Raw genomic sequence first — 16464 nt, forward strand, 5'->3', positions numbered from 1 at the left:
TGAAACCTTCTTACTTCTGCTCTTGAGCTGGAGGTACGTCAGTCGCCGGGTTGGCCGACTTTTGCTCTTGAAGCACCGGGACATCATCAGAAGCCGGTTGTTGCTTTGGCGCTTCCAGTACCGCTGGGTTTGGCAAACCTACTTGAGTCAGCTCATGAGCTTTCTCTTTAGCAAAGTAACCTAACCCTAAGCTGGTCATGAAGAAACCGGCGGCAAGTATAGCAGTAAACTTACTAAGAAAGGTAGAGGAACCTTGGCTTCCGAACACAGTATTTGAAGCACCTGCACCGAAAGACGCACCAGCATCCGCACCTTTACCCTGCTGCAGCAATACGAGAGCAACTACGCCCAGTGCACCCAGCAGATGAAAAACGACTACGACTGTTTCCAGCATTTTCTCAGTTTCCCGCGGCGCGACAAATCGCACCGAACTCATCTGCATTCAGGGACGCTCCACCAATGAGCCCCCCATCGATATCCGGCATGCCGAACAGTTCGACCGCATTGGCCGCCTTCACGCTGCCGCCGTATAGAAGCCGCACACCTCGTGCCACTTCAGAATTCTCTGCCGCCAACTGCGCGCGGATGGCTGCGTGCACATCCTGCGCCTGTTGCGGCGAAGCAGTCAGCCCGGTACCAATAGCCCAAACTGGCTCGTAAGCAATGACTGCCTTTGCAAAAGCACCGACACCCAGGTCTTCGATGATGCTGCCCAGCTGACGCCCGACAACTTCAAGGGTCTTGCCAGCTTCACGCTGCTCGAGGGTTTCCCCTACGCACAACACCGGAATCAGACCGCAGGCCTGGGCCGCAGCAAACTTGCGGATCAAGGTCTTGTCCTGCTCACCCATGATCTGGCGACGCTCGGAGTGTCCGACCAGGACCAGGGAACAACCTGCATCCACCAACTGACTCGGCGCAATCTCGCCGGTCAGCGCACCTTGCATGGATTCCACCGCAGAGTTCTGCGCGCCGACCGAAATCGACTTACCTTTCAAGCCATCAATCACTTGATTGATATACAGGCAAGGCGGGAATACCGCGACATCAACACCGCTAGGCAAGGCCAGATGACGAAGGCCATTGATCAGCTCAGCGACGCTGGCGCGGGTACCGTGCATCTTCCAGTTACCAGCTACCATAGGGCGACGCATGCTGTACCTCGTCGGTCAAAGTGGGCGCAGATGTTACCCAACGGATTCATGACTGGCAAGCCGAATTCAGGCAGAAACTTCAGTAACAAGTTTTGCCAGCTCTTCGGCATAACCGCGAACTTGCGCTTCATCCTCTCCTTCGACCATGACGCGCACCAAAGGCTCTGTGCCGGACTTGCGCAACAACACGCGCCCACGCCCCGCCATCGCCTGCGTCACATGCTCACTGGCCTGCTTGACCTTCGCATGCTCGAGAGGATTCACACCGCCACCGAAACGCACGTTGATCAACACTTGCGGGCATTTGCGCAATGCCTGGCGCGACTGTGCGAGCCCTTCGCTACGCGCCTTGAGCGCCATCAGCACTTGCAGGGCTGCAATAATCGCATCACCTGTGGTGGTATGGTCGAAGCACACGATGTGGCCGGAGTTCTCGCCACCGATCACCCAGTTGCGCTCCAGCAGCTCCGAGATCACGTAGCGGTCACCCACGTTAGCCCGCACGAACGGGATATCCAGATCCGCCAGGGCCAGTTCAAGCCCCAGGTTGCTCATCAACGTACCGACCACGCCGCCCTGCAGTTTGCCGCGCCCATGCAGGTCACGGGCGATGATGAACAGCAATTCGTCACCATCGACAACCGTGCCGGTGTGATCGACCATCAGGACCCGATCACCGTCGCCATCGAAGGCAATCCCGAGATCGGCCTGCTCAGCCAGCACTGCAGCCTGCAACGCCTCGGTATGGGTGGAGCCACAGTTATGGTTGATGTTCAGGCCATTAGGCTGGGCGGAAAGCACCACCACCTCGGCGCCCAGCTCGCGAAAGACGCTCGGCGCAACTTTATAGGTTGCCCCGTGGGCGCAATCGACGACGATTTTCAGGCCGGAAAAACTGGTACCGGACGGCACACTGCCTTTGCAGAACTCGATGTAGCGACCCGACGCATCGTTGATCCGCGACACTTTGCCGATCTTGCTCGACTCAACCACAGTCATCGGCGTGTCCAGCAGCTCTTCGATCATCAGCTCGATATCATCCGGCAGCTTGGTACCCTGGCCGGAGAAGAACTTGATGCCGTTGTCATCATGAGGGTTGTGCGAGGCACTGATCACGATGCCTGCCTGGGCCTGGAACGTACGCGTCAGGTAGGCAATGGCTGGCGTCGGCATCGGGCCCAGCAACATCACATCGGCACCCGCCGATGTCAGGCCGGCTTCGAGTGCCGATTCGAACATGTAGCCGGAAATTCGCGTGTCCTTGCCGACCAGCACCTTGCACGCGCCCATTTTGCGGAACGCCATGCCGGCCGCCCAGCCGAGCTTGAGCATGAAATCAGGGGTAATAGGGTATTCGCCGACCCGACCACGAATACCGTCGGTGCCAAAGTATTTCTTGCTCATAAGTGCTCCGTCATTCTTATTCGGCTGAATCCACAGCTGCAATCATCCGCACGACATCCATCGTTTCGGCTACATCGTGCACGCGCAATATGCGCGCACCTTTGGCAAGGGCCAAGGCCGCAAGGGCGAGACCGCCATACAGACGCTCCCCCACCGGGCGGCCCAAGGCATTGCCTATCATGCTCTTTCGCGAGACCCCAACCAACAGGGGCCGCCCCAGGGCATGCAAGGCTTCCATATGTTTGAACAGGCTCAGGTTGTGAGCCAGGGTCTTGGCAAAGCCGAACCCGGGGTCAAGAATGATCCGCTCGACGGGAATGCCCGCGGCGACGCACCGATCCAGACGCTCCACCAGGAATTCACCTACCTCCCTGGTTACATCATCATAGTGCGGGTCATTCTGCATGGTCCCCGGCTCGCCGAGCATATGCATCAGGCACACCGGCAACCCGGTGGCCGCCGCCGCATCCAGGGCACCATCGCGCCGCAAGGACCGAACATCATTGATCAGGCCCGCCCCCAGTCGCGCAGTCTCACGCATGACCGCAGGCGTGGACGTATCGACCGAGATAATGACATCAAGTTCGCGATGGATGCGCTCGACAATCGGCGCCACTCGCTCCAGCTCTTCGGTAGGCGAGACCGCACGTGCGCCCGGCCGGGTCGATTCACCACCCACATCGATCAGCGTTGCGCCCGCGGCCACCATGGCCTCGGCATGCCGCAGCGCAGCATCGAGCTGGCTGAATCGACCACCATCGGAAAAGGAATCAGGCGTGACATTGAGAATGCCCATGACATGCGCATGGGCCAAATCAAGAACCCGGTTGCCGCAAGGCAACCGGGTCGAGGACTGAACAGAAGTCATTTCAAGCCTTAGACATCAGCGGCCGGACCGCCAATCGGTGTTTCCGGACGCTCACCCTGTACAGCCGGAGGTGTACCGGAGGTGCCAGTACCACCCGACCAGTCACGAGGCTCGCGAGGTACGCGACCCGCCATGATGTCGTCGATCTGCTCGGCATCGATGGTTTCGTACTTCATCAGGGCATCGGCCATGGCATCGAGTTTGTCACGGTTGTCCGTGAGAATCTGCCGGGCTGTGCCGTAGCACTGGTCGATGATGCTGCGCACTTCGGAGTCGATCAGCTTGGCCGTTTCGCCAGAGAAGCTTGCATGCTGGCCACCGCCACCACGACCGAGGAATACTTCCCCCTCTTCTTCGGCATACATCAGCGGCCCCAACTTCTCGGACAGGCCCCACTTGGTGACCATATTCCGGGCGATCTGACTTGCACGCATGATGTCGTTGGACGCGCCAGTGGTCACACCGTCGAAGCCCAGCGTCATCTCTTCAGCGATACGACCGCCGTACAACGAACAGATCTGGCTGATCAATGCACGCTTGGACAGACTGTAGCGATCCTCTTCCGGCAGGAACATGGTCACGCCCAGGGCACGACCACGCGGAATGATCGAGACCTTGTAGACCGGATCATGCTCAGGCACGACACGACCGACGATCGCGTGACCCGCCTCGTGATACGCAGTGTTCTGCTTTTCTTTCTCCGACATGACCATGGATTTGCGCTCTGCGCCCATCATGATCTTGTCCTTGGCCAGCTCGAATTCCTTCATTTCCACGACGCGCTTGCCGGTGCGAGCGGCGAACAGCGACGCCTCGTTGACCAGGTTAGCAAGGTCGGCACCGGAAAAGCCCGGCGTACCACGCGCGATGACCGCCGGAGCGACGTCGTCGCCCATTGGCACCTTGCGCATATGAACCTTGAGGATCTGCTCGCGGCCACGAATGTCCGGCAGCCCCACCACGACCTGGCGGTCGAAACGACCTGGACGCAGCAGCGCAGGGTCAAGTACGTCAGGACGGTTGGTGGCGGCAATCACGATGATGCCGTCGTTCATTTCGAAACCGTCCATCTCGACCAGCAACTGGTTGAGGGTCTGTTCACGTTCATCGTGACCGCCACCCATGCCGGCACCACGATGGCGACCGACGGCGTCGATTTCGTCGATGAAGATGATGCATGGCGCGTGTTTCTTGGCCTGCTCGAACATGTCGCGAACACGACTGGCGCCCACGCCGACGAACATCTCGACGAAGTCGGAACCGGAAATAGTGAAGAACGGCACCTTGGCTTCACCGGCAATCGCCTTGGCCAGCAAGGTTTTACCTGTACCTGGTGGGCCCACCATCAGTACGCCGCGCGGAATACGGCCGCCCAGACGCTGGAACTTGCCCGGATCACGCAGGAACTCGACCAGCTCGCCAACTTCTTCCTTGGCTTCGTCGCAACCCGCGACGTCGGCCAGGGTGGTTTTCACCTGGTCTTCGGAAAGCAGACGGGCCTTGCTCTTGCCAAAGCTCATCGGCCCGCCCTTGCCTCCACCGCCGCCCTGCATCTGGCGCATGAAGAACATGAACACGGCGATGATCACCAGGATCGGGAAGCTGGCGACCAGGAGCTGGGTCCAGATGCTTTGCTGCTCAGGCTGCTTGCCTTCGACCACGACATGGTTGTCCACCAGGTCGCCGATCAGGCCATTGTCCTGGATTGCCGGACGAATGGTCTTGAAGTTGTCGCCATCGGTGCGCTTACCGGTAATCACATAGCCATCAACGGCTACGCGCTCGACCTTGCCATCCTTGACCTGCTGGATGAAGTCGGAATAGTTGAGGGTCTGCGGCTCGTTAGGGCTGGAGAAGTTGTTCATCACGGTCACAAGGACAGCGGCGATGATCAACCACAGGATCAGATTCTTTGCCATATCGTTCAATTAACTACCCTCTGAAGCAAGCTCCGCTACTGGCGCGTGCTTCGCATGATATTCACCGGCCTAACTTACTACATTACCTACGACTCTGGCAGGCGCCGTCTGTAACCCTTTGTGAAACACTTTCTACACAATATTCGCTAATGCTCACGGGACGAAATACGAAAAACCTATCGCCCCGGTCGAAAAACCTCTTATTCCTCACTGCGACCACGGAAACCACGGCCCAGCAGGTACTGCTCACGGGAGCGATCACGCGATGATTTCGGCTTGCGCGTCGTGACCTTCTCGAACTGCTTGCGCACGCTCTTGTGGTATTCGTCGAAGCCTTCACCCTGGAAGACCTTGATCAAAAAATCACCACCTGGCTTCAACACCCGAGTCGCAAGATCCAGTGCCAACTCGCACAGGAACATCGATCGCGGCATATCAACAGATGCCAGTCCACTCATATTGGGGGCCATATCGGAAATCACAAGGTCCACCTCGTTTTTTCCAACCGCTTCAAGGATCTGCGCGAGTACGGCGTCCTCGGTAAAGTCGCCCTGAATGAAGGTCACATCCGGGATGCTGTCCATTTCCAGGATATCGGAAGCGATCAGTGTGCCTTGCCCACCAATCAGACGACTGGTCACTTGGGACCAGCCACCCGGGGCGGCGCCCAAGTCGATCACGCTCATGCCTGGACGGATCAAACGGTCTCTTTCCTGAATCTCCAGCAGCTTGTAGCTGGCACGGGAACGATAGCCGTCTTTTTGCGCCATTTTCACGAATGGGTCGTTGAAATGCTCTTGCAGCCATTTAAGACTTGTCTTGGAACGGGCCACGGGCCACCTCAAAAATAAAACGGGTCGTGATTAAGTGGGCGGTCCCGGACTTGCTCGGGTAAACTGGCCGCCGCTTTTTACAAGATCAGACGCAGGGGTCAGATTATGCCGCTCACTCAAGAGCAGAAGAAACAATACAAATCCATTGGCCACCATCTGAAACCGGTTTTGACTGTGGCTGACAACGGTTTGACTGAAGGTGTACTCGCCGAACTGGAACGCGCCTTGGGCGATCACGAGCTGATCAAGATCAAGCTCAACATCCTCGACCGCGAAGCCCGCCTGGCTGCCGTTGCCGAACTGTGCAAGACCGGCAAGGCAGACCTGGTACAGGTCATCGGCAAGATGGCGCTGATTTATCGCAAGAACTTCAGCGTCAACAAGCAACTGTCGAACGTTCACCGTTTCAAGTGATGTCAAAGGGTCAAGGGTGTGCCTCGCACACCCTGCCACTCCAGCCGGGAACCGGTTGCAACACCAGCACCAATCCGGAAAAACCCAGCACCAGGTAACTGAATGCCTGCCACTGGCTCGCATCCGGCCAGCCGAGACGCACCGCGAAGAACATCCCGCACGCGTACAACGACATGAGCAACAATTGCCCACGAATGTCGCGCCATAGACTGGCAAGGCCCTCGGCCTGAACCAGCACCAAAGCCTGAAATATTACGCACGCCGCGGAGAAACCCACCAGCAGCGCCGTCAGCATGCCTGCGATTTCATCGATGAGCAGCGGTGCCAGGCCGACTCGACCCAGCACCGGCAGCAAACCGACGTGCAACAACCAGACGCCGCCCACCCACAACATCTGGGTGAGCTGCCAGATCATGGCGCCCGCTCGCAGCGGGCGCCTTCGTTCAGATGTGACGGACTTCGACAATCTCATACTCGATGACACCACCCGGCGTCTTCACCACCACCACATCGCCCTCTTCCTTGGCAATCAAGGCGCGAGCGATGGGCGAACCAACGGAGATCTTGCCGAGCTTGATGTCTGCCTCGTCCTCACCAACGATCTGGTAAGTGACGCTTTCATCGGTCTCGACGTTGGCGATTTCCACGGTAGTGCCAAAGATCACCTTGCCGGTGTGCGGGATCGTCGTGACATCGATGATCACCGCATTCTGCATGCGACCTTCGATATCACGGACACGCGCCTCGACCATCCCCTGCTCCTCTCGGGCAGCATGGTATTCGGCGTTTTCCTTGAGATCGCCCAGCTCACGCGCTTCACCAATAGCCTGGCTCAAGCGCGGCCGCTCGACCTTGGTCAGGAAAGCGTGTTCTTCTTCCAGGGCCTTCGCGCCCTGAACTGTCATCGGGTACTTGGTTATGCTCATGCCTTCAATCCTGCATGTAGATCCTGCAAGCGACGCACGGTCTTCTCGGGACCGAACTTGAGCGCTTCGCAGATCGCTTCGCCCGCAGCAATGGTCGTGGTGCAGTAGATCTTGTGCTGCAGCGCATTGCGACGAATGGAGTAGGAATCGGCGATCGACTGGCGACCTTCGGTGGTGTTGATGATCAGCGTGACTTCGTCATTCTTGATCATGTCGACCACGTGCGGACGCCCCTCGGTCACCTTGTTCACGCGGCGCACTTTCAGGCCTGCCGCTTCGATCAGCCTGGCAGTACCGGCAGTGGCGACCACTTCGAAGCCCAAGTTGATCAGATCACGGGCCACGCCTGCAACCAGTGGCTTGTCGTCATCACGCACGCTGATGAACGCCGTGCCGCCAGTCGGCAACACTTCGCTCGCGCCCATCTGGGCCTTGGCGAAGGCTTCACCGAAGGTATCGCCCACACCCATCACTTCACCGGTGGACTTCATCTCAGGGCCGAGGATCGGGTCGACGCCAGGAAACTTGGCGAACGGGAACACCGCTTCTTTCACACTGTAGAAGTTCGGAATGATTTCCTTGGTGAAATTCAGTTCCTTCAGGGTTTTGCCCGCCATGACCCGTGCAGCGATCATCGCCAGGGAAACACCGATGCACTTGGAGACGAACGGTACGGTCCGGGAAGCGCGCGGGTTGACTTCGATGACGTAGATGTCTTCGCCCTGCAAGGCCAGTTGCACGTTCATCAGGCCGATAACGCCCAGTTCCAGGGCCATTTTCTTGACCTGCTCGCGCATCTCGTCCTGGATGTGCGCCGGCAGCGAGTAAGGCGGCAGCGAGCAAGCGGAGTCACCGGAGTGAACGCCCGCTTGTTCGATGTGCTGCATGATCGCGCCAATCACCACGTCCTTGCCGTCGCTGACCGCGTCCACGTCCATTTCGATGGCGCAGTTGAGGAAGTGATCCAGCAGCACCGGGCTGTCGTTGGAGACCTGGACCGCTTCACGCAGGTAGCGCTTGAGCTCGTCTTCTTGATAGACGATTTCCATCGCACGGCCGCCCAGTACATAGGACGGACGCACCACCAGCGGGTAACCGATCTTGGCGGCGGCACGAATCGCTTCGTCTTCGCTGCGCACGGTGGCGTTTGGCGGCTGGCGCAGGTTCAGGCGCTCGACCATCTGCTGGAAGCGCTCACGGTCTTCGGCGCGGTCGATCGCATCCGGGCTGGTGCCGATGATCGGCACGCCAGCGGCTTCAAGGGCGCGCGCCAGTTTCAGCGGGGTCTGGCCGCCGTACTGGACGATCACGCCTTTTGGCTTCTCGACGCGGACGATTTCCAGCACGTCTTCCAGGGTCACTGGCTCGAAGTACAGGCGATCGGAGGTGTCGTAGTCGGTGGACACGGTTTCCGGGTTGCAGTTGACCATGATGGTCTCGTAACCGTCGTCGCGCAGGGCCAGTGCCGCGTGTACGCAGCAGTAGTCGAACTCGATGCCCTGGCCGATCCGGTTAGGACCGCCACCCAGGATCATGATCTTGTCGCGGGTCGATGGCGCGGCTTCGCACTCTTCTTCGTACGTGGAGTACAGGTACGCGGTGTCGGTGGCGAACTCGGCCGCGCAGGTGTCGACGCGCTTGTAGACCGGGAACACTTCCAGCTTGTGGCGATGTGTGCGCAGGCTCTTCTCGGTCACACCCAGCAGCTTGGCCAGGCGCATGTCGGAGAAGCCTTTGCGCTTGAGGCGGTACATCATGTCGCGGTCGATGCTGGACATGCCCAGGGTCTTGACCTTCTCTTCTTCCTTGATCAGATCTTCGATCTGTACCAGGAACCAAGGGTCGATCATGTTCATGCCGAAGATCTGCTCGACGGTCATGCCGGCACGGAAGGCGTCGGCCACGTACCAGATGCGCTCGGCGCCTGGCACGGTCAGCTCGCGCTTGAGCACGCTCATGCTTTCCGGGTCGGCCAGGTCCAGCTTCGGATCAAGACCGCAGACGCCCACTTCCAGACCGCGAAGAGCTTTCTGCAGAGACTCCTGGAAGGTCCGGCCGATGGCCATGACTTCACCGACCGACTTCATTTGAGTGGTCAGGCGGGCGTCAGCCTTGGCGAACTTCTCGAAGGCGAAGCGTGGCAGCTTGGTGACGACGTAGTCGATGGACGGCTCGAAGGACGCCGGGGTCTTGCCACCGGTGATGTCGTTCGACAGCTCGTCCAGGGTGTAGCCCACGGCCAGCTTGGCAGCGACCTTGGCAATCGGGAAACCGGTGGCCTTGGAAGCCAGGGCCGACGAACGGGATACCCGCGGGTTCATCTCGATGACCACCATGCGACCGGTGTTCGGGCAGATGCCGAACTGGACGTTGGAGCCGCCGGTTTCCACGCCGATCTCACGCAGTACCGCCAGGGAGGCGTTACGCAGGATCTGGTATTCCTTGTCGGTCAGGGTCTGGGCTGGTGCGACGGTGATCGAGTCACCGGTGTGCACGCCCATCGGGTCGAAGTTTTCGATGGAGCAGACGATGATGCAGTTGTCCTTTTTGTCGCGGACAACTTCCATTTCATATTCTTTCCAGCCGATCAGGGATTCGTCGATCAGCAGTTCCTTGGTCGGCGACAAGTCGAGACCACGGGCGCAGATTTCTTCGAACTCTTCACGGTTGTAGGCGATGCCGCCACCGGTGCCGCCCATGGTGAAGGACGGACGGATGATGCACGGGAAGCCAAGGCGTTCCAGGACGGCGTTGGCCTCTTCCATGCTGTGGGCGATGCCCGAGCGCGGGCAGTCCAGGCCGATGGATTTCATCGCCTTGTCGAAGCGCGAACGGTCTTCGGCCTTGTCGATGGTGTCGGCGTTGGCGCCGATCATTTCCACACCGAACTTCTCCAGGACGCCTTCGCGCTCCAGGTCCAGGGCGCAGTTCAGCGCGGTCTGGCCACCCATGGTCGGCAGCAGCGCGTCCGGGCGTTCCTTCTCGATGATCTTGGCAACGGTCTGCCACTTGATCGGCTCGATGTAGGTGGCGTCGGCCATGGCCGGGTCGGTCATGATGGTGGCCGGGTTGGAGTTCACCAGGATGACGCGGTAGCCCTCTTCGCGCAGGGCTTTACAGGCCTGGGCGCCGGAGTAGTCGAATTCGCAGGCCTGGCCGATCACGATCGGGCCAGCGCCGAGAATCAGGATGCTTTTTATGTCTGTACGTTTTGGCATGGGTTTGTCACTCAAATCCGCAGGTCAGTCGGCTAGGCCGTCGAACAATCTTTGTAGCGCCCAAAGGGGCCGCCGTACTCGGGGCCGCCTTCGGGCTTCACGCAGTCAGCGTCGCTTGGCCATCTCATTGATGAAGCGATCGAACAGCGGCGCCACGTCGTTCGGGCCCGGGCTCGCTTCAGGGTGGCCCTGGAAGCTGAACGCGCTCTTGTCGGTACGCTCGATACCTTGCAGCGTGCCGTCGAACAGCGACTTGTGAATCGCGCGCACGTTGGCCGGCAGAGTGGCTTCGTCCACCGCGAAACCGTGGTTCTGGCTGGTGATCATCACCACGCCGGTGTCCAGGTCCTGCACGGGGTGGTTGGCACCGTGGTGGCCGTGACCCATCTTCAAGGTCTTGGCACCCGAAGCCAGAGCCAGCAGCTGGTGACCGAGGCAGATACCGAATACCGGGATCTCGGTTTCCAGCACATCCTTGATCGCCTGGATCGCATAGTCGCAAGGCTCCGGGTCACCCGGGCCGTTGGACAGGAACACGCCATCAGGCTTGAGGGCCAGGACGTCGGCGGCCGGGGTTTGGGCCGGCACCACGGTGACGCGGCAACCACGCTCGACCAGCATGCGCAGGATGTTCAGCTTGACGCCGTAGTCGTAGGCCACCACGTGGTAAGGCAGCTCGCAAGCCTCGATCGTCGCGTGACTGTCGGTCTTCAGGTCCCAGACCGTGGAGCGCCATTCGTACTGCTTCTTGGTGCTGACGACTTTCGCCAGGTCCATGCCCTTGAGGCCAGGGAAGCCCTGGGCAGCGGCGATGGCGGCTTCTTCGGAAATGTTGTCGCCGGCCATGATGCAGCCGTTTTGCGCGCCTTTTTCCCGAAGGATGCGGGTCAGGCGACGAGTGTCGATACCGGCGATCGCCACGACGTTGTTGGCTTTCAGGTAATCGGACAGGGACATCGTGTTACGCCAGTTGCTCGCTACCAGCGGCAAGTCACGGATGACCAGGCCGGCGGACCAGACACGATCAGACTCGGCGTCTTCCGGCGTGGTGCCGGTGTTGCCGATGTGCGGGTAAGTCAGGGTAACGATTTGTTGGGCGTAGGAAGGATCGGTAAGAATTTCCTGATAGCCGGTCATTGCGGTGTTAAACACCACCTCACCAACGGTCTGACCGTCGGCTCCAATGGCTTCGCCGCGAAAAATGCTGCCATCAGCAAGGGCGAGTATGGCTGGCTTAGTCAAGAAGACCTCCCGTAAATAAAGCCTGAAAGGGCGATCGCAGGTTGTAAAAAAGCGGAGTGACGTATGGACACGTCACCCCGCTTGTTCACTGAATTATTCTGCGCGCTTTTAGTGGACACACTAAAGCTGTAGCTTACAGAAAAAGGCTTTTTTGGTCCACCGCTAATGAGCCTTAAAGGCAGGGGAATGCGACAGGACGTCGCGAAGCGGTGTAAAACGGGGCTCAGTATAACCTGAACCCCGCACTTAAGGGCATCAACGCAGGTCGAGAACGTCCTGCATATCGTACAAACCAGGCTCGCGGCCATCCAGCCACAGCGCGGCACGTACCGCTCCCTTGGCGAAAGTCATCCGACTCGATGCCTTGTGGGTGATCTCCAGGCGCTCGCCTTCAGTGGCGAACAGCACGGTGTGGTCGCCCACCACATCTCCGCCGCGCACAGTGGCGAAACCGATGGTGCTGCGCTCACGCGCACCGGTGTGCCCCTGGCGCCCATACACGGCCACTTCCTGCAGGTCGCGACCCAGTGCATCGGCAATCACTTCGCCCATGCGCAAGGCCGTTCCCGAAGGTGCGTCGATCTTGTGCCGGTGATGCGCCTCGATGATTTCGATATCCGCATCGTCACCCAAGACCCGGGCCGCTATGTCCAGCAGCTTCAGCGACAGGTTCACGCCCACGCTGAAGTTCGCGGCGAACACGATCGGAATATCTTTGCCCGCATCGTCCAGCAATTGCTTCTGCGCAGCATCCAGCCCCGTCGTACCGATCACCATGGCCTTGCCGTGCTTGCGGCAGATCGCGAGGTTTTTCAGCATCACTTCCGGCAGGGTGAAATCGATCAGCACATCGAACTCGTCGAGCACTTTCTCCAAGCCGCCGGACATCGGCACGCCGATACGCCCCAGCGAGGCCAACTCGCCCGCATCGGCGCCTACCAGCGTGCTGTCGGGCCGAACGATGGCCGCGGTCAGGCCGGAAAGCGGCGAGCGCTGCTGCACCGCCTCGACCAGCGCCTTGCCCATGCGCCCCGCAGCGCCCATCACAGCTATACGTCGCATGCGAACTCCTTACAGGTCGCCGAAGAAGCGCTTCACGCCTTCGAACCAACCGGTGGTTTTCGGGGAGTGACTGTTGTCATCCGCCAACGAGTTGCGGAATTCTTCCAACAGCTCACGCTGACGCCGACCCAGGTTGACCGGAGTCTCCACCGCCACACGGCACATCAGGTCGCCCGCCCCACCGCCACGCACTGGCGCGACGCCTTTGCCACGGATCCGGAACTGCTTGCCGGTCTGCGTGCCCTCGGGGATTTTCAGCTTGACGCGACCGTCGAGGGTCGGGATCTCAAGCTCCCCACCCAAGGCCGCATCGACGAAGCTGATCGGCACTTCGCAGAACAGATGCTTGCCGTCGCGCTGGAAAATCGCATGCTCGCGCACATTGATGACCACATACAGGTCGCCCGTCGGGCCGCCCTGGGCACCCGCCTCGCCTTCGCCAGACAGGCGAATGCGGTCACCGGTGTCGACACCGGCCGGCACTTTGACCGACAGCGTCTTGTACTCTTCGACACGCCCTTCGCCGTGGCAGGAGTCGCACGGGTCGGAAATGATCTTGCCTTGGCCATGGCAACGCGGGCAGGTCTGCTGCACCGAGAAGAAGCCCTGCTGCATGCGGACCTGACCGATGCCGCCGCAGGTCGGGCAGGTAACGGGCGAGGAGCCCTTCTTGGCACCCGAGCCATCGCACGGCTTGCAATTGACCAGTGTCGGAACACGGATATTGACGGTGGTACCGCGCACCGCCTCTTCCAGGTTCAATTCCAGCGTGTAGCGCAGGTCACTGCCACGCTGGGCGCCACCACGGGCACCGCCGCGACCACCGCCGAAGAAATCGCTGAACACATCACCGAAAATATCGGAGAAGTTCTGGCCGCCAAAACCGGCACCGCCGCCACCCATGCTCGGGTCGACACCAGCATGCCCGTACTGGTCGTACGCCGCGCGCTTGCTCGAATCGGACAGTACTTCGTAAGCCTCGTTGGCTTCCTTGAACATCTCTTCCGACGCTTTATCGTCGGGATTACGGTCCGGGTGGTGCTTCATCGCCAGGCGACGATAGGCCTTTTTCAGGTCTGCCTCGCTGGCCCCCCGCTCGACACCCAATACTTCGTAAAAGTCACGCTTTGCCATTGGTCTTTGCACTCTCATGGATGTCCGGCAAACCTCTCCTGAACCTTGCCAAACTCGTTGAGCCCCAATACAGGCCCGGACCCAACTCACGTCAATTCAACGATCCTGGTCATATTTCTTTCAGCCGGGGACCCGGCCAAAACGCGGTGCATGTCGCTCGGAAAGCAGGAGCATTCCCGAACACACCGTCAGCACCCGAACACTGTCGCATGCTGTAAAAATTCATTAGCTCCAGACACGCCAACGCGGGAGCAAGCTCCCGCGCGGCGACATCCTACCAGCCACCGCACAAATGCAGTCAACCGGCCGACCAACAAGCGATTACTTGTGGTCTTTCACTTCTTCGAACTCGGCGTCAACGACGTCGTCGGCTTTCTCGGCCGATTCGCCCTGCGCAGCCGCGCCTTCTGCAGGCTGAGCCTGTTCGGCGTACATCTTCTGGGCCACTGGCGCGGAGACCTTGGACAGCTCTTCGATCTTCGCTTCGATGGCAGCCTTGTCGTCGCCTTTGACGGCAGCTTCCAGGGCAACCACGGCCGCTTCGATGGCGGTTTTTTCTTCCGCGGTCACTTTTTCGCCAGCATCAGCGATCATTTTGCGAGTCGAGTGCACCAAGGCATCGCCCTGGTTGCGAGCGCTGGCCAGCTCTTCGAACTTGCGGTCTTCCTCGGCATTGACTTCAGCATCGCGAACCATCTGCTGAATTTCTTCCTCGGACAGACCGGAGTTGGCCTTGATCACGATCGACTGAGTCTTGCCGGTAGCCTTGTCTTTCGCGCCGACGTGCAGGATGCCGTTGGCGTCGATGTCGAAGGTCACTTCGATTTGTGGCACGCCACGTGGTGCTGGTGGAATCTCGGCCAGGTCGAACTTGCCCAGGGACTTGTTCTGTGCGGCTTGCTTACGCTCACCTTGCAGCACGTGGATGGTTACTGCGCCCTGGTTGTCGTCGGCAGTCGAGAACACCTGGGATTTCTTGGTAGGAATCGTGGTGTTTTTCTCGATCAGCGCGGTCATTACGCCGCCCATGGTTTCGATACCCAGGGTCAGCGGGCTGACGTCGAGCAGCAGGACGTCTTTCACGTCACCAGCCAATACCGCGCCCTGGATAGCAGCACCCATGGCAACAGCTTCGTCAGGGTTGACGTCTTTACGTGCTTCTTTACCGAAGAAATCGGTCACCAGCTTCTGAACCAGCGGCATACGGGTCTGACCGCCAACCAGGATCACGTCGTTGATCGAACCAACGTCGATACCGGCATCTTTCATAGCGATGCGGCAAGGTTCGATAGTGCGCTGAACCAGGTCTTCCACCAGCGCTTCGAGCTTGGCGCGGGAGATTTTTACGTTCAGGTGCTTAGGACCGGTGGCGTCTGCAGTGATGTACGGCAGGTTCACGTCGGTCGACTGGCTCGAGGACAGTTCGATCTTGGCTTTTTCAGCGGCTTCTTTCAGGCGCTGCATGGCCAGCGGGTCACCCTTGAGGTTCATGCCGCTTTCTTTCTTGAACTCGTCGACGAGGTAGTCGATCAGGCGGATGTCGAAGTCTTCACCACCGAGGAACGTGTCACCGTTGGTTGCCAATACTTCGAACTGGTGCTCGCCGTCGACTTCAGCGATCTCGATCACGGAAACGTCGAAGGTACCGCCACCCAGGTCGTAAACGATCACGGTGTGATCGCCCTTGGCCTTGTCCATACCGTAGGCCAGAGCGGCCGCAGTCGGTTCGTTGATGATACGTTTTACGTCCAGGCCCGCGATGCGGCCGGCGTCTTTGGTCGCCTGGCGCTGGCTGTCGTTGAAATAGGCAGGAACAGTAATGACCGCTTCAGTCACCGCTTCGCCGAGGTAATCTTCGGCGGTTTTCTTCATTTTCTTGAGGATTTCAGCCGAGATCTGTGGCGGTGCCATTTTCTGGCCGTTCACTTCAACCCAAGCGTCGCCGTTGTCAGCCTTGGCGATTTTGTAAGGCACCATCTTGATGTCTTTCTGGACGACTTCTTCGTCGAACTTGCGACCGATCAGACGCTTCACCGCGTACAGGGTGTTATGCGGATTGGTCACTGCCTGACGCTTGGCCGACTGGCCAACCAGAATCTCGCCATCATTGGCGTAAGCGATGATCGACGGCGTGGTACGCGCGCCTTCAGCGTTTTCGATGACTTTGGCCTTGCCGTTTTCCAGCACGGAGACGCACGAGTTGGTGGTCCCCAGGTCGATACCGATAATCTTGCCCATGTTAACTCTCCCGGAACTTGGATTTGGTTGCCGCAGCAGTGGTGGCTAACTG

General features: G+C 59.4%; 14 protein-coding genes. 1 reads left to right on the forward strand and 13 read right to left on the reverse strand.

Annotation, left to right across the window (positions count from 1 at the left end; genetic code table 11):
- Positions 1 to 10: 10 nt before the first annotated feature.
- From secG to rlmE, 6 genes are all read right to left on the reverse strand, one after another.
- On the reverse strand, positions 11 to 394 hold the full coding sequence (gene secG / locus AB4Z20_RS04265; RefSeq protein ID WP_003197714.1) for a preprotein translocase subunit SecG: 384 nt from the start codon (positions 392 to 394) through the stop codon (positions 11 to 13).
- Positions 395 to 398: 4 nt separating this feature from the next.
- Complete coding sequence (gene tpiA, locus AB4Z20_RS04270) at positions 399 to 1154, reverse strand: triose-phosphate isomerase (protein WP_212797587.1); 756 nt, start codon at positions 1152 to 1154, stop codon at positions 399 to 401.
- A gap of 66 nt (positions 1155 to 1220) precedes the next feature.
- Entirely contained in the window at positions 1221 to 2558 is a 1338-nt protein-coding gene (gene glmM / locus AB4Z20_RS04275) for a phosphoglucosamine mutase (RefSeq protein ID WP_442089372.1), read from the reverse strand.
- 16 nt (positions 2559 to 2574) lie between these two features.
- Positions 2575 to 3426: a dihydropteroate synthase gene (gene folP, locus AB4Z20_RS04280; protein ID WP_442089373.1), complete on the reverse strand. Its 852-nt coding sequence runs from the start codon at positions 3424 to 3426 to the stop codon at positions 2575 to 2577.
- An 8-nt stretch (positions 3427 to 3434) separates the two neighbouring features.
- Positions 3435 to 5345, reverse strand: a complete 1911-nt coding sequence (ftsH, locus tag AB4Z20_RS04285) for an ATP-dependent zinc metalloprotease FtsH (RefSeq protein ID WP_214512215.1) — start codon at positions 5343 to 5345, stop codon at positions 3435 to 3437.
- 200 nt (positions 5346 to 5545) lie between these two features.
- The gene (gene rlmE, locus AB4Z20_RS04290) at positions 5546 to 6178 is read right to left on the reverse strand and encodes a 23S rRNA (uridine(2552)-2'-O)-methyltransferase RlmE (RefSeq protein ID WP_003177853.1); all 633 of its coding nucleotides are present in this window, start codon (positions 6176 to 6178) and stop codon (positions 5546 to 5548) included.
- Positions 6179 to 6283: 105 nt separating this feature from the next.
- Between rlmE and AB4Z20_RS04295 the strand changes: the two genes are divergently transcribed.
- The gene (locus AB4Z20_RS04295; protein WP_003177852.1) at positions 6284 to 6592 is read left to right on the forward strand and encodes a YhbY family RNA-binding protein; all 309 of its coding nucleotides are present in this window, start codon (positions 6284 to 6286) and stop codon (positions 6590 to 6592) included.
- A 10-nt stretch (positions 6593 to 6602) separates the two neighbouring features.
- Here the strand turns inward: AB4Z20_RS04295 and AB4Z20_RS04300 are convergent, their stop codons facing one another.
- The 7 genes from AB4Z20_RS04300 to dnaK all read right to left on the reverse strand — a co-directional run bounded on the left by AB4Z20_RS04300 (position 6603) and on the right by dnaK (position 16448).
- Positions 6603 to 7007 carry a hypothetical protein gene (locus AB4Z20_RS04300; RefSeq protein ID WP_063322987.1) on the reverse strand — a complete coding sequence of 135 codons (405 nt, stop codon included), beginning with the start codon at positions 7005 to 7007 and terminating at the stop codon, positions 6603 to 6605.
- Positions 7008 to 7035: 28 nt separating this feature from the next.
- Complete coding sequence (gene greA / locus AB4Z20_RS04305; protein WP_027911987.1) at positions 7036 to 7512, reverse strand: transcription elongation factor GreA; 477 nt, start codon at positions 7510 to 7512, stop codon at positions 7036 to 7038.
- 2 nt (positions 7513 to 7514) lie between these two features.
- Positions 7515 to 10736, reverse strand: a complete 3222-nt coding sequence (carB, locus tag AB4Z20_RS04310) for a carbamoyl-phosphate synthase large subunit (protein ID WP_014336571.1) — start codon at positions 10734 to 10736, stop codon at positions 7515 to 7517.
- 105 nt (positions 10737 to 10841) lie between these two features.
- Positions 10842 to 11978, reverse strand: coding sequence for a glutamine-hydrolyzing carbamoyl-phosphate synthase small subunit (gene carA / locus AB4Z20_RS04315; RefSeq protein WP_018612875.1), 1137 nt, complete (start codon positions 11976 to 11978; stop codon positions 10842 to 10844).
- A gap of 255 nt (positions 11979 to 12233) precedes the next feature.
- Positions 12234 to 13040 (reverse strand): 4-hydroxy-tetrahydrodipicolinate reductase, encoded by an 807-nt coding sequence (dapB, locus tag AB4Z20_RS04320; RefSeq protein WP_442089374.1) that lies wholly within the window; start codon positions 13038 to 13040, stop codon positions 12234 to 12236.
- 9 nt (positions 13041 to 13049) lie between these two features.
- A complete protein-coding gene (dnaJ, locus tag AB4Z20_RS04325; protein ID WP_014336569.1) occupies positions 13050 to 14174 on the reverse strand; it encodes a molecular chaperone DnaJ in 1125 nt (374 codons plus the stop codon).
- A 321-nt stretch (positions 14175 to 14495) separates the two neighbouring features.
- Positions 14496 to 16448, reverse strand: coding sequence for a molecular chaperone DnaK (gene dnaK, locus AB4Z20_RS04330; protein WP_256211756.1), 1953 nt, complete (start codon positions 16446 to 16448; stop codon positions 14496 to 14498).
- Positions 16449 to 16464: the final 16 nt, after the last annotated feature.

The sequence above is a fragment of the Pseudomonas sp. KB_12 genome, from assembly GCF_052114545.1.
Classification (GTDB): Bacteria; Pseudomonadota; Gammaproteobacteria; order Pseudomonadales; family Pseudomonadaceae; genus Aquipseudomonas; species Aquipseudomonas brassicacearum.